We start from the raw sequence: 13,445 nt of genomic DNA on the forward strand, positions 1-13,445 counted from the left end.
ATAAAGTAATGAAAACGCGGCTCATGGGCCGCGTTTTTTTATTTCCAGTTTTTTTAGAAAAGCTTGGGGTTCGGGTGTTGCCCGGTGCTGGTTTAAACTGACGGTTCTGTATGAACTTCAGAAATGACGGGCGAGAAAAAAGGCAGCTTGTGAAAACAAGCTGCCTTTTATGTTTTAACACTTAGAGTGAAGAAATTGTCCAGCCAACAATTTCGCTGGCGACACGTTCAAAAGCACTATCCAGCGCTTTGACATATTCGTTGTTGGACGTGCCATAGACTGGTGTTGTGGCACGGAAAACGCGTGTGGCACGGACTTCACCATTCTTGTCATTCATAAGCTTGACGGCGATTTCCACCACTGCGGCTCTCTGAGCACCATAGGCCTGAATACTGAATACGCGAAGATCGCTCAGGATCTGATAGTTGATGGCCAAACCGTCACCGGGGCGCCCAACACCGCCAAATACGCCGGTATTTTCATAGGCCTGCACAAGACGCGACTGAACGATGTTTGGCAGCCTGTCGCCCCATTGCGCGCCTTTGAGATATTCAATGGCGCCGGGCGCAGTGTTGACGACGATGTTCTGGCTATCAAGCGCCTTCAAAGCGCTTGGTGGGGGCACCAGAATTTGAAGGTTCTTGCGGTTCGCCGATGCGGACTGCGATTGCTGCGGTGCGGAAAGGCTGAATGTGTCGAGCGGTGTTGTCGTCCCGCAACCTGCCAGCAAGGTTGCAAGCAGAAGAGGCATAATGAAACGACGATGGGAATTTACCACGACAGAACCTGTATTGGACATTAATGACGCGTCCTTCCGTTATACTGCGGTACGCTGCCGGGGCCACCAAAGAACAATCGCTGCGGATTGCGCTCAATATCGGATACAGCCTGTTCTACACGTTGTACAGCGCGACGGCTATCACCAATCAGCGCCTGAATATCGGTCAAGCCTTGACCGGAGAAGCGTTCAAGATTGCTGGCAATGGGTGAAATGCGCTTGTCCAGATTGCTGGAAAGCTGGCGAATGGATTCAAGCGTTGCCTTGGCTTGCGCCACAACACCGTCCTTATCGTCACTGGAGAGCAAATGGTCCGCCTTCGCAATCACATCTTCGATGCGCGATGAAGCAGCATTCAAGCGTCCCATCATTTCTTTGGCATCGGAAACGATCTGGTTGATGTTGTCCGCGTTGGAGCCCAGCTCATCAATCACATCGGCATTCTTTGCCAGTGCATCTGTGAAGGTCTTGGTGTTTTTGATCGTGTCAGTCAGCGGCCCGCGCGCTTCTGTGACAAAGCCTTCAAGCTCGCCCAGCACGCTGTTTGCGCGCGCAAAAATATCCTGCGCGGTCGCCAGAAGATTGTTCACGGCAGATGGATCGGCATCAATGCGTGCAACCGTATCTTCTTTTGCAGCTTCGGTAAGAAGGTTTGGCTCGTCAAGCCGCCCACCCTTAAGCTCAATATAGGCCTGACCTGTCAGACCCTGAAAGCCTAGTGTCGCTTCAGTTGAACGGGTAATCGGTGTTGTTGCATTCACACGCGTTTTAACGATCACCATACCCGGATTTGTTTCGTCGAGGTGAAGATAGCGGACGTCACCGACTTTGATACCGTTAAACAGAACCTGACTACCGATCCCCAGACCCGTTACCGATCCAGGTATGCGTACATCAAGCTCTACGGAGTCTCTGGCTTCGCCATAGCGCGCGATCCAGTACACGAAACCGAAAGCCAGCAGGCTGACGATCAGCGTGAAAACTCCTACCAGTACATAATTGGCCTTCGTTTCCATATCTTATCCAGTCTGCAAGCGGCTGCCGCTGCCGGGCCGTCTTCTGCTTGGCGCAGAGGTGTCGATCTGACGTGCGCGCTTTCCTCGAAAATAGGATTTAACCCATGGATCGTCTACAGCCAGCATGTCTTCAATGGAACCGCTAACCGAAACTTTTTTGTTACCCAGAACGGCAATGCGATCACAAATCGCAAACAGACTGTCAAGATCGTGCGTCACCATATAAACGGTAAGCCCCATTGTATCGCGCAGATTGGCGATCAGTTCGTCAAAGTCTGCCGCTCCAATCGGATCAAGACCAGATGTCGGCTCGTCAAGGAATACAATGTCCGGGTCAAGCGCCAGAGCACGTGCCAATGCCGCACGCTTGATCATGCCGCCGGAAAGTTCAGATGGAAATTTATCAGCCGCATCAGGACTTAAGCCAACCAGATCGATTTTGAGACGCGCCAGTTCATCCATAAGCTTGGGCGGAAGATCAAGATATTCGCGCATCGGAACCTGAATGTTCTCAAGCACACTGAGTGCTGAAAACAAGGCGCCATGCTGAAACAACACGCCCATGCGCATATCAATTGCCATTTTCTCGGCTTCTGTGATCTTGTCGATATTGCGTCCCAATATCTCGATCTCACCCGACTGCTTTTTGTTCAGTCCAAGAATGGTCCGCATCAGCACAGATTTACCAGAACCTGACGGCCCGATGAAGCCAAGGACTTCGCCCTTATAAATATTGAGCGATAAACTATCGAGTACAGGAGCGCGGCCACCGAAGCCAACGGTAACATCCCGCACCGAAATGATCGGCACAGGCGCTTCGCTGCTTTGTGTATCCTGCATTGGCTGCTGGTTATCGATGATAGTCTCCATATTTACTCTTTACCTGAGCGTGCGCTTCGACAGAACAGTATGAAACAAAGCTATATAAGTTCTGTCTGGAACTGTGTCCGAAAGGCCCCACAATTCCTTATATAGAGGGATATTGAAGACTTAGAAGTCGATTGCAGCGTAGAATATCGCAAACAAACCATCGACAACGATGACTACGAAAATTGATTTAACCACAGAGGCAGTTACGCGACTGCCCAGTGATTCTGCGCTGCCGCCGACTTTCATGCCTTCAACAGAAGCGAGTATGCCGATAATCATCGCCATAAACGGCGCTTTAATAAGACCTGCAAAATAGGTGTTGAGTGCAACGGCATCATGCAAGCGGCTGATAAATGCTTCCGGCGAGATGTTGGAGTAGAAATAAGTAACCGCTGCAGCGCCTACCAAAGCTGAAAGATCTGCAATGATTGTCAGAAGCGGCAGAATCACCACAAGCGCGACGAGTCGCGGAAAGACAAGAACACCGACCGGATTAAGCCCGATAACGGTGAGCGCATCTGTTTCTTCCCGCATTTTCATCGAGCCGATTTCAGCCGTGATCGCACTGCCGGATCGTCCGGCGATCATAATGGCAGTCAGAAGCACGCCGAGTTCACGCAGAACCAGAATGCCGACCAGATCAACCACGAAAATTTCAGCGCCAAAATAGCGAAGCTGGAAGGCACCCTGCTGTGCAATGATGGCACCAACAATTGTTGACATAAGCACAATAATCGGGATCGCGCCCACGCCCATCCGGTCAATCTGCTTGACGATTGCCGGAAACGGAATACCACTGCCGCGCCCGGCTTTCAGCTGCGCACCGCGAATTGTTGCACCAAGAATGTGCATTGCCATCAGGAAATCCTGAAACATCGAGGTGACGCCACGCCCGATAGAATCCAGCATTTTGATAAAGAAGAAAGGCTTCTTGGTCTGTGGCACATCCAGCGTGCGTTCGACGGATTTGCCGACCTCTTCCACAAGCGGCAGCCATGCTGGCTTAACGCCTTGGAGTTCAACATCAATCTTTTGAGACAACAGACGGTGGCGCAGGCGTTCGATCAGCCAGGCACCAGCCGTATCAAGACTTTCCACACCCGCAACGTTGATGATCGCTGCCTGCGAGCCGCCAATTTTTTCGAGCTCGCGCATTTTTTTGTCGACAACGCCAACGTTCTGAGAAATCCAATGTCCGCTCAGGTTTATGAGACGTAAGTTATCCTGCTCGGCCAAATCAATCTTTGGCGCGACATTGGCGGCAGCACTTGCTTTGTCGTCGGTGTCGGTCAACATGGCCTAACCCTTATACGAGTCGTTGCGCGACCGAAATACTGCGTACTGGAAGCCATAGCCATGCACAAAAACTTGAAAATCATTCATGAACGCTATCCTATTGCCGGGAAATTCACAATCTCCCGCGGCTCCAAGACGGAGGCTTCGGTCATCGTGTGCGAGATAAGCCATGAAGGAAAGCGTGGGCGTGGCGAATGTGTGCCCTATGCACGCTATGGCGAATCGATTGAGAGTGTGAGCGAACAGATTGAGGTCGTGCGTAAGGCCCTTGAAAAGGGTGCAACGCGTCAGGAAATACAGACAATTATGGCTGCCGGTGCCGCGCGCAATGCGGTTGATTGCGCGCTCTGGGATCTGGAAGCAAAAATATCTGGCAAACGTGTTGCAGACTTGCTTGGAACACCAACCCGCCCGCTTGAAACTGCGATTACGGTGTCGCTCGGTACGCCTGCTGAAATGGCTGAATCGACGGCTAAGGTTGCCCATTATCCGCTGATCAAGGTCAAGATGGGGGGCGATAATGACATTGAGCGTATTTTGGCTGTTGCAAAGGCTGCTCCCAACAGCCGCATTATCATCGATGCCAATGAAGGCTGGACTGATGACAACATTATAGAAAACATGGCCGCTGCCGCAAAGGCCGGTGTGGTTCTGATCGAACAGCCCCTGCCCGCTGGCAAGGACGAAATTCTCAGCCAAATTGAACGTCCGGTCATCATTTGTGCCGATGAAAGCGTGCATACGTCGATTGGTCTTGAAGACCTCGCAAAGCGTTATGATGCAGTCAATATCAAGCTCGACAAAGCCGGCGGTCTGACCGAAGGGCTGATCATGCGCGAAAAGGCAACTGCGCTTGGATTGCAGATCATGGTTGGCTGTATGGTCGGCACATCGCTGGGCATGGCTCCGGCCGTGTTGCTCGCACAGAAAGCCAATGTCGTTGATCTCGATGGTCCACTGCTCTTGGCGCAGGATCGCATTCCCGGCCTTCATTATGATGGTGCTCTTGTTTATCCGCCGGAAGCGGACGTCTGGGGTTGATTATGGGCATCCTGTGCTGCCTGCGTGAGGCGCGTTGCTGATGAGAGCACGTTCTCGAAAATATCCGCGCAGGCCTCCCATGTGAAGGGTTTGAGGACTTCAGCAGGGTTAAAGGCAGGCATTTCAAGGGCAGCAAGACAAGCAGTCTGCAAATCTTCCGAAAGAACGCCTGCGCCTGTGGCACCCACAACATCGGATGATCCGGGAACAGGATAGGCCGCTACAGGAAGGCCTGATGAAATAGCTTCCAGCAGAACAAGGCCGAATGTATCGGTTCTGCTTGGAAAAACGAAAACATCCGCTGATGCATAGACTTGCGCCAGCTCTTTGCCCTCTTTTTTTCCGATAAATACCGTATCCGGGAAACGCGACCTGAAGTCATTGAGCGCAGGGCCGTCGCCGACAATCAGTTTTGTGCCGGGCAGATCAAGCTCGAGAAATGCTGGCAGGTTTTTTTCTGTCGCAACGCGTCCAACACAGATGAAAACTGGCTTTGGAAGGTCTCTTGCCACATCATCACGCGGATGAAACAGCGTGCGGTCAACACCGCGCGTCCATAATTCCAATCCCGTAAAGCCGCGCTCCCGCAAGTCATCCAGAATGGATTGGGTCGGAACAAGTGTATGCGATGCAAGATTATGGAAGCGGCGTAAAAATGCATAAGTCCATTTTGGTGGTATGGGAAAGCGGTCCTGAAGATATTCCGGAAAGCGCGTATGGAAACTTGTCGTGAAGCTCCAGCCCATCTTAAGACATGCCCTGCGCGCCATAAAACCAAGTGGACCTTCGGTTGCGATATGCACATAATCGGGCTGTATCTTTTGCAATCGCCGCCGGACGGCAGCCGGTGTTGTCATGGCCAGACGAATTTCTGGATAAGTCGGACACGGAACAGAGCGATAATCCAGCGGCGAAACAACAATCACCTCGTAGCCACGTGCTGTCATCAGTTCACAGCATTTTGTCAGCGTTCTCACCACGCCATTCACTTGCGGGTGCCACGCGTCTGTCACGATGACGAGTTTCTTCATCTGTTGCTATTCACCGCTTTTCGAGTTTGTTTTGGAAGCCTGATTATCTTGCTGCTTTCCCGATCAGCCGGGATCGTTTGGCGTTGAGCGAGACATTGCGTCCATTCAAGCAATTCCATGCGACCATCGAAATGCTCGACAACCGCTGTGCAGCTTTCGACCCAGTCCCCGGTATTGATATATTCAACACCATTCATATTTCCGATGGTTGCGTGATGAATATGACCGCAGATCACACCATCCACGCCGATGCGTTTTGCTTCATCGGAAACCACGTCTTCAAATTTTCCAATGAAATTGACAGCCTTCTTCACGCGAAATTTGGCCCACGCGGAAAATGACCAATAACGCAATCCGAACGTCGCGCGTATACGGCTCATAACCGTGTTGATCCAGATCGCTGTGTCATAGGCCCAGTCACCCAGATAGGCGATAAAGCGCGCATTGCGCACAACCACGTCGAACTGGTCGCCGTGGATGACCAGAAACTTGCGGCCATCCGCAGCTTCGTGAATGGCGCGGTTCATCACCTCGATGCCGCCAAAATGTGTACCCTGAAAATTTCGCAGAAATTCGTCGTGATTGCCGGCGATATAAATGATTGTCGCGCCTTTGCGGCTTTTGCGTAGCAGTTTCTGCACAACATCATTATGCTCCTGCGGCCAGTGCCAGTTGCGACGCAGGCGCCATCCATCGACAATGTCGCCAACCAGATAGATCGTTTCCGCCTCGTGATAGCGCAGAAAATCAAGCAAAAGCTCAGCTTGAGCTGCTTTGGAACCAAGATGCACATCTGAAATGAACAGGGTGCGATATTTTTTTGGATCGATCTGTTCTTCGCTCATTTGGTTGTCCTTCCGACTGGCAACCCGAATTTGAATGAAGAAAACCCGATTCATGTCACAAACATATGACGGCATTTTTGAGTGAGGATTTGTTGGACATTTCCGCGCGTCAACCAGAATCCGGTTGATTGCCACATCGGCTTAGTGGCATGTCTACGGCCATAAAAAGCAGTTTCGTTCAAAATACCGTTGGATTGCGGAACAACTGCTTCTCGAAATCGGGCCTATAGTGATTTGATAGTTTGAGATAAAAACGATATTGGCTCACATGACGCGAATAGGCGTCCTCACGCGGTTTCCCTCCGGCTGCGCGTATGAACTGGAAAGCGATGCTAAAATGACCGACAAAAAGACCCCCTCCACTTCCACGCGTTCAGATTTTGACGAAGCGGCCCTGTTCTTTCACCGCTACCCGAAACCGGGAAAGCTCGAAATTCAGGCGACAAAGCCGCTTGGCAATCAGCGCGATCTGGCACTGGCCTATTCGCCCGGTGTTGCAGCGCCTTGCCTTGCGATCCAAGAAGATCCATCCACTGCTGCCGAATATACGGCGCGCGGCAATCTGGTGGCTGTCATATCCAATGGTACGGCTGTGCTGGGACTTGGGAATATCGGCGCGCTTGCATCCAAGCCGGTGATGGAAGGCAAGGCCGTTCTCTTTAAGAAATTCGCAGATATTGATGTGTTCGACATTGAAATTGAAGCGCTTGAAATCAACCGTATGGTCGACGTGATTTCGGCGCTTGAGCCAACTTTTGGCGGTATCAATCTCGAAGACATCAAGGCACCTGAGTGTTTTGAAGTTGAAGAACAGCTTCGCGCGCAGATGAATATTCCGGTTTTCCATGACGACCAGCACGGAACGGCGATTATCGTTGCCGCTGCCGTTATGAACGGTCTGGAACTGGCCGGCAAGAAGATCAGTGAAGCGAAGATTGTAACGTCTGGTGCTGGTGCAGCAGCCCTTGCCTGCCTCAATCTGCTGGTTAAACTTGGTGCAAAACGCGAAAATATCTGGGTCTGTGACATTGAAGGCGTGGTCTATGAAGGCCGCAATACGCTTATGGACCGCTGGAAAGATGTTTACGCGCAGAAGACGGATGCGCGCGTGCTCGCCGATGTCATTGGCGATGCCGATGTGTTCCTTGGACTTTCGGCTGCGGGTGTTTTGAAGCCAGAACTGCTTAAGCAGATGTCTGAAAAGCCGCTTATCATGGCGCTGGCCAACCCGAACCCGGAAATCATGCCTGAGGCTGCACGCGAAGCGCGCGCTGATGCCATGATTTGCACCGGACGTTCAGACTATCCGAACCAAGTGAACAATGTTCTCTGCTTCCCTTACATTTTCCGCGGTGCACTTGATGTTGGCGCCACTGCAATCAACGAGGAAATGAAGCTTGCGGCCGTCCGTGCCATTGCTTCACTTGCCCGTGAAGAACCTTCTGATGTCGCCGCACGCGCCTATTCGGGCGATACGCCAACTTTCGGACCAAACCACATCATTCCTTCGCCGTTCGATCAGCGGCTGATTCTGCGTATCGCGCCTGCTGTTGCCAAGGCTGCGATGGAGAGCGGAGTTGCCACGCGTCCGATTGAGGACTGGGAAGCCTATATGGACAGGCTGACCCGCTTCGTGTTCCGCTCAGGCCTTATCATGAAGCCGGTCTTTGCTGCCGCGCGTGCACAGAAAAATCCAATGCGCGTGATCTATGCTGATGGTGAAGATGAGCGCGTATTGCGCGCTGCGCAGGTGGTGATTGAAGAAGGCATTGCATCGCCAATCCTCGTTGGTCGTCCGAATGTTATTGAAACACGTTTGAACCGTTATGGTTTGAAAATTCGGGCGGGTAAGGATTTTGAACTGATCAACCCGGAAGACGATCCGCGCTACCGTGATTATGTCGATCTTTATTTGTCCTTCACGGGGCGTCAGGGCGTAACCCCTGAAGCAGCACGCACGATCGTCCGTACAAACTCGACTGCAATCGCTGCCCTCGCCGTTATGCGCGATGAAGCAGATGCAATGATCTGTGGTCTGGAAGGCCGCTTTGAGCGCCATATGCGCGTTGTAAAGCAGATCATTGGCAAGCTGCCGGGCATCAGCGATTATTCCGCATTGAGTTTGCTTATCTCGCAGCGCGGTGCCCTGTTCCTAACAGACACATATGTCAATGTGGAACCTGATGCCGACCATATTGCCGAGATGGCCATTTTGGCTGCAAAAGAAATCAGCCGCTTTGGTATTGAGCCAAAGGTTGCTCTGGTCTCGCATTCAAACTTTGGCTCCAAGGAATCTGCCAGTGCAGAGAAGATGCGCCGGGCTGCAGCACTGCTTGCGGAGAAAGCGCCTGATCTTGAATCTGACGGCGAAATGCATGGTGACTCTGCATTGTCGCAGGCGCTTCGTGACCGTGTATTTCCAAGTTCACGTCTCAAGGGCGAAGCAAATCTGCTTGTCTTCCCTAATCTTGATGCGGCGAATATCACACTTAACGTGGTCAAGACTGTCACTGATGCATTGCATGTTGGTCCTATCCTGCTGGGCGCAGCACGCCCTGCTCATATTCTTACGCCTTCGGTTACTTCGCGCGGTGTCGTCAACATGACAGCGCTTGCAGTTGTTGAAGCATTACAAAGATCCGGTGAAGGCAATCAGAATAAATAATTTAGATAGATCTTTATAATTAAAACGTAATAAACGCCAAGTATTCAAATAATACTTGGCGTTTATGTTTTTTTAACTGTAATAAATAAACATTGACACATACGAACAACGGGACGGGCTTGTTCTATGATGAGTGTTTATAAGAAATTTACAAACTTACCTTCAGCAGTATTCGCTGTTACGATAGTTGGCTTATTGAGTGGCTGTACAACAACGCAACCTTCACAGCCCTGCACCAGTCAGGAAGCGGCAAGGTTGCATGCACAAATCACGCCAACGAATGCACGACTGGATAGAAATAAAATACAAATTTCACGTATTCGTGCCGAGCAGGCAAAAGAACGTTGTACGGGAAATTTGTTTGCACCTGCAAATAAGTCACCGAAGTGTGAGCGCTTGAAAACGCAGGAAGCAAAGCTTGTGTCTGAAAACCAGACACTTTCTGAAAGACTGTCAGAAATTAATGCTGCCATTGCCGGAATGTCTCATCCTGGCAAGCATGTAAAATCCTGCTCGGCCAGCTGGTTGCCGAAGCGCAGCGTTCAGAAAGCCGCGCCAAGCAGAAAATTGGCAAGAGCATCGGTTAAGGTTGCCAGTGCGCAGGCGAAAAAGCCAGTACAAACTGATGGGCTTCCGGTTGAGGATTATGTCGTGCCGGCCTATTCGTCCTATAGCTCAAGCGCAACAGAGCCGGTCGCTTACACAGCATCCGCACCGGTGTTGCAAGCGCCAGCGCACATCGCACCTGTAGAAGCGACACCGCCTGTTGAACGGGCATATTCGGATAGTGCCAAGGTCAGAGTGATCGGCTCTTCGTTCTTTCCGGACCAATCAAAACCAGCAAATCCGCAAGCTCCGGTCCATGCGCCTGCCCCGTAAGCGCGATGCGCAGGGGCATGAACAGCATCTTGCCCTTGCGTCCTGTTGCTGCTTTCACAGCATCGGTCCAGATTTTCCAAGTCTGCTTATCCCAAGGCTCAGCGGGTAGCAATTTAAATGCTTCCTGCACAAAAGCCTGCTCTTCCTCAGACAATTCCAGTTTTTCCGGCAGTTCGCCATTGATAATCTGCCACCAATGCGTCGCATCGTTGAAACGCTCAAGATTACCGCGAACAGTCAGCCAAAAGGCTTCTGCCTGATCGCCTGCAATACCAAGTTTTTCAAGCCGACCCTTCGCTTTCTCGAAAGGCATTTCATGCAGCAAAGCGCGGTTAAGCGTATCCAGTTCGGCTGGGTCGAATTTTGCCGATGATTTCGAAATGGCAGCCAGATCAAAGCGTTCTGCGAGCGCATTCATGTCACTGGCTGCCGAAACAGATTCCGAGGTTCCAATGAGGATTGCCAGTGAGGCAACGGACATCGGTTCATACCCGCTTTCGCGCAGCGAGCCGACTGACAGCGCGCCGGATCGTTTTGAAAGGCCTTCGCCTGAAACGGTGGTCAGCAAATTATGATGGCCGAAGACGGGCGGTTCTGCACCAAGCGCCTTGAAGATGGCAATCTGAACGCCTGAATTGGTGACGTGATCATCGCCACGGATGATATGGGTGATACCAAGATCAATGTCATCGACAACTGATGGCAGTGTGTAGAGATAGGTACCGTCTTCACGAACCAGAACCGGATCGGACATGGAAGCCAGATCGACAGTCTGTGGTCCGCGCACCAGATCGTCCCAATGGACTTCGGTGCGGGTGGTCGTAAAAGGGTCGCTTTCGAAATTCGGCAAAAGGAAGCGCCAATGTGGCTTGCGGCCTTCGGCTTCAAAAGCTACCTTCTCCTGATCCGTCAGCTTCAGGGCTTCACGGCCATAAACGGGCGGAAGGCGACGCGCGAGACGCAGTTTGCGGCGGCGTTCGAGTTCATCGGCTGTTTCATAGCAGGCATAGAGAAGACCTGCTTGTTTCAACTTTTCGACAGCCTTGGCATAAACATCAAAGCGCTTCGACTGGTATTCGATCCGGTCAGGCGTAACACCCAGCCATGCAAGATCGACAGCAATCGCATCAGCATATTCCTGCTTAGAACGCTCTACATCGGTATCGTCGTAACGCAGAATGAATTTGCCGCCATTCTTTTTGGCGTAGAGCCAGTTTGAGAGCGCGGTACGTGTATTGCCAATATGAATATAACCCGTCGGCGACGGTGCAAAACGAACTGTAACAGTCATGACTCAATCTTTCAGCGGTCGCGGAAGCGGTTCGTTATTGGATAACGACGATCACGTCCAAAATTCTTCTTGGTAATTTTGACACCGGGCGCAGACTGGCGGCGCTTGTATTCGGCCAGATTAAGCAGATGCTCGATCCGTTGTACCGTTTCAAGCTGATGGCCGCGCGCGACAATCTCAGCATTGCTCATTTCGTTTTCAACGAGGCACTCAAGAATGTCATCCAGCACCGGATAAGGTGGCAGACTGTCCTGATCGGTCTGGTTTTCGCGCAATTCTGCGGATGGAGCCTTTGAGATGATGTTTTGTGGAATCACCTCGCCTGCAGGCCCAAGGCTGCCCGCCGGAACATTGTTGTTGCGCCATTCCGACAACGCATAGACCTGCATTTTATAGACATCTTTGATGGGGTTAAAGCCGCCATTCATATCGCCATAAAGCGTTGCATAGCCGACCGACATTTCGGACTTGTTGCCGGTGGTTACAACCATCGAGCCAAACTTGTTGGAGATTGCCATCAAAATGGTGCCACGGGCACGGCTCTGGAGGTTTTCCTCCGTCACACCGGCTTCTGTGCCTTCAAACAAAGGCTTGAGTGCAGACAGAAAGCCTTCGACAGGTTCGGCAATCGGCACAATATCATAACGCACGCCGAGCGCTTTGGCGCAATCGGCAGCGTCTTTGAGCGACTCTTCGGACGTGTAACGATAGGGCAGCATCACGCAGCGCACGCGATCCTTGCCCAACGCATCGACGCCTAACGCTGTGCAGATCGCCGAGTCGATACCGCCTGAAAGACCAAGCACAACATCCTTGAAGCCGTTCTTGTTCACATAATCACGCAGGCCCAGCATACAGGCCGAATAATCAGCTTCCAGACCTTCCGGCAGCGTAGCCTTTTCGGCCTCCTCGCAATGCCAGCCCTCGCCGTCCCGCTTCCATATGCTCAGTGTAATGGCTTCTGCAAATTGCGGCATTTGCAGGCGAAGCGTCTTGTCGGCGTTAAATACGAATGAGCCACCATCGAAGACCAGTTCGTCCTGCCCGCCCACCTGATTGGCGTAGAGCATGGGAAGCTCGGTTTCGATGACCTGTTTCAGAACCACCTGATAGCGGCGCTCGATCTTGGCGCGGTGATAAGGCGAACCATTGGGCACCAGCAGGAGTTCAGCACCACTTTCGGCCAGTGTTTCCGCAACGCCGAGATCACCCCATATATCTTCGCAGATCGGAATGCCGATGCGCACACCGCGGAAATTGACTGGTCCGGGCATTGGGCCCGACTGGAAGACGCGTTTTTCGTCAAATTCGCCATAGTTGGGAAGATCGACCTTGAAACGCTCGGCAATGATTTCACCGCCATCCAGAACAGCGACAGCGTTATGCAGGCCACTGTCACGCTGCATCGGTGTCCCGATGATGACACCTGGTCCACCATCTGCTGTGTCTTTGGCAAGCGCAGCCACAGCCTTTTCACAGGCTGCGACAAAGGCCGTTTTGAGAACCAGATCTTCCGGCGGATAACCCGCAATAAACAGCTCCGTGAACATCACAAGGTCGGCGTTCATTTTGGCTGCTTCTGCGCGGGCTGCACGCGCCTTGGCAAGATTTCCGGCGATGTCGCCCATAACAGGATTGAGCTGTGCAACGGCAATACGAAGCATGTCGAGATTCTCGTTTACGCTGATCATGCGTCAGCTTTAGCGCGCTTGTGCAATTAATTGCAACGGATG

Annotated in this window: 11 protein-coding genes; 3 read left to right on the forward strand and 8 right to left on the reverse strand. The window is 51.9% G+C overall.

Annotated features, from left to right (window positions below; translation table 11 throughout):
* Positions 1 to 181: 181 nt before the first annotated feature.
* The 4 genes from OPR82_RS10390 to OPR82_RS10405 form a co-directional block, all read right to left on the reverse strand.
* Positions 182 to 799 (reverse strand): ABC-type transport auxiliary lipoprotein family protein, encoded by a 618-nt coding sequence (locus OPR82_RS10390; RefSeq protein ID WP_265984709.1) that lies wholly within the window; start codon positions 797 to 799, stop codon positions 182 to 184.
* On the reverse strand, positions 799 to 1,794 hold the full coding sequence (locus OPR82_RS10395; RefSeq protein WP_265984710.1) for an MlaD family protein: 996 nt from the start codon (positions 1,792 to 1,794) through the stop codon (positions 799 to 801). Before OPR82_RS10395 ends, OPR82_RS10390 begins: the two co-directional genes overlap by 1 nt.
* Before the next feature lie 3 nt (positions 1,795 to 1,797).
* Positions 1,798 to 2,664, reverse strand: coding sequence for an ABC transporter ATP-binding protein (locus OPR82_RS10400; protein ID WP_265984711.1), 867 nt, complete (start codon positions 2,662 to 2,664; stop codon positions 1,798 to 1,800).
* 120 nt (positions 2,665 to 2,784) lie between these two features.
* On the reverse strand, positions 2,785 to 3,960 hold the full coding sequence (locus OPR82_RS10405; protein WP_265984712.1) for an ABC transporter permease: 1,176 nt from the start codon (positions 3,958 to 3,960) through the stop codon (positions 2,785 to 2,787).
* Between the two features lie 60 nt (positions 3,961 to 4,020).
* On the opposite strand from OPR82_RS10405, the gene dgcA reads away from it, so the two are divergent.
* Complete coding sequence (gene dgcA / locus OPR82_RS10410) at positions 4,021 to 5,001, forward strand: N-acetyl-D-Glu racemase DgcA (RefSeq protein WP_265984713.1); 981 nt, start codon at positions 4,021 to 4,023, stop codon at positions 4,999 to 5,001.
* On the opposite strand, the gene OPR82_RS10415 is transcribed toward dgcA, so the two are convergent.
* Both OPR82_RS10415 and OPR82_RS10420 read right to left on the reverse strand, forming a co-directional pair.
* Positions 4,971 to 6,032: a glycosyltransferase family 4 protein gene (locus OPR82_RS10415; protein WP_265984714.1), complete on the reverse strand. Its 1,062-nt coding sequence runs from the start codon at positions 6,030 to 6,032 to the stop codon at positions 4,971 to 4,973. The genes dgcA and OPR82_RS10415 overlap by 31 nt on opposite strands.
* The gene (locus tag OPR82_RS10420; RefSeq protein ID WP_265984715.1) at positions 6,029 to 6,877 is read right to left on the reverse strand and encodes a UDP-2,3-diacylglucosamine diphosphatase; all 849 of its coding nucleotides are present in this window, start codon (positions 6,875 to 6,877) and stop codon (positions 6,029 to 6,031) included. The genes OPR82_RS10415 and OPR82_RS10420 overlap by 4 nt, the downstream gene beginning before the upstream one ends.
* A gap of 337 nt (positions 6,878 to 7,214) precedes the next feature.
* On the opposite strand from OPR82_RS10420, the gene OPR82_RS10425 reads away from it, so the two are divergent.
* Together OPR82_RS10425 and OPR82_RS10430 are read left to right on the forward strand one after the other, a co-directional pair.
* On the forward strand, positions 7,215 to 9,542 hold the full coding sequence (locus OPR82_RS10425) for an NADP-dependent malic enzyme (protein ID WP_265984716.1): 2,328 nt from the start codon (positions 7,215 to 7,217) through the stop codon (positions 9,540 to 9,542).
* 126 nt (positions 9,543 to 9,668) lie between these two features.
* Entirely contained in the window at positions 9,669 to 10,421 is a 753-nt protein-coding gene (locus tag OPR82_RS10430) for a hypothetical protein (protein ID WP_265984717.1), read from the forward strand.
* On the opposite strand, the gene gltX is transcribed toward OPR82_RS10430, so the two are convergent.
* Positions 10,339 to 11,712 (reverse strand): glutamate--tRNA ligase, encoded by a 1,374-nt coding sequence (gene gltX / locus OPR82_RS10435; RefSeq protein WP_265984718.1) that lies wholly within the window; start codon positions 11,710 to 11,712, stop codon positions 10,339 to 10,341. The two genes, OPR82_RS10430 and gltX, sit on opposite strands and share 83 nt — an antisense overlap.
* Before the next feature lie 11 nt (positions 11,713 to 11,723).
* A complete protein-coding gene (locus OPR82_RS10440; protein WP_265984719.1) occupies positions 11,724 to 13,403 on the reverse strand; it encodes an NAD+ synthase in 1,680 nt (559 codons plus the stop codon).
* Positions 13,404 to 13,445 lie beyond the last annotated feature (42 nt).

The organism is Ochrobactrum chromiisoli, assembly GCF_026241335.1.
In the GTDB taxonomy this organism is placed as follows: Bacteria; Pseudomonadota; Alphaproteobacteria; order Rhizobiales; family Rhizobiaceae; genus Brucella; species Brucella chromiisoli.

Coding starts and splice junctions, on each gene's coding strand:
- OPR82_RS10390 (WP_265984709.1), bottom strand. CDS start 799: ATGTCCAATACAGGTTCTGTCGTGGTAAATTCCCATCGTCGTTTCATT.
- OPR82_RS10395 (WP_265984710.1), bottom strand. CDS start 1,794: ATGGAAACGAAGGCCAATTATGTACTGGTAGGAGTTTTCACGCTGATC.
- OPR82_RS10400 (WP_265984711.1), bottom strand. CDS start 2,664: ATGGAGACTATCATCGATAACCAGCAGCCAATGCAGGATACACAAAGC.
- OPR82_RS10405 (WP_265984712.1), bottom strand. CDS start 3,960: ATGTTGACCGACACCGACGACAAAGCAAGTGCTGCCGCCAATGTCGCG.
- dgcA (WP_265984713.1), top strand. CDS start 4,021: ATGCACAAAAACTTGAAAATCATTCATGAACGCTATCCTATTGCCGGG.
- OPR82_RS10415 (WP_265984714.1), bottom strand. CDS start 6,032: ATGAAGAAACTCGTCATCGTGACAGACGCGTGGCACCCGCAAGTGAAT.
- OPR82_RS10420 (WP_265984715.1), bottom strand. CDS start 6,877: ATGAGCGAAGAACAGATCGATCCAAAAAAATATCGCACCCTGTTCATT.
- OPR82_RS10425 (WP_265984716.1), top strand. CDS start 7,215: ATGACCGACAAAAAGACCCCCTCCACTTCCACGCGTTCAGATTTTGAC.
- OPR82_RS10430 (WP_265984717.1), top strand. CDS start 9,669: ATGATGAGTGTTTATAAGAAATTTACAAACTTACCTTCAGCAGTATTC.
- gltX (WP_265984718.1), bottom strand. CDS start 11,712: ATGACTGTTACAGTTCGTTTTGCACCGTCGCCGACGGGTTATATTCAT.
- OPR82_RS10440 (WP_265984719.1), bottom strand. CDS start 13,403: ATGATCAGCGTAAACGAGAATCTCGACATGCTTCGTATTGCCGTTGCA.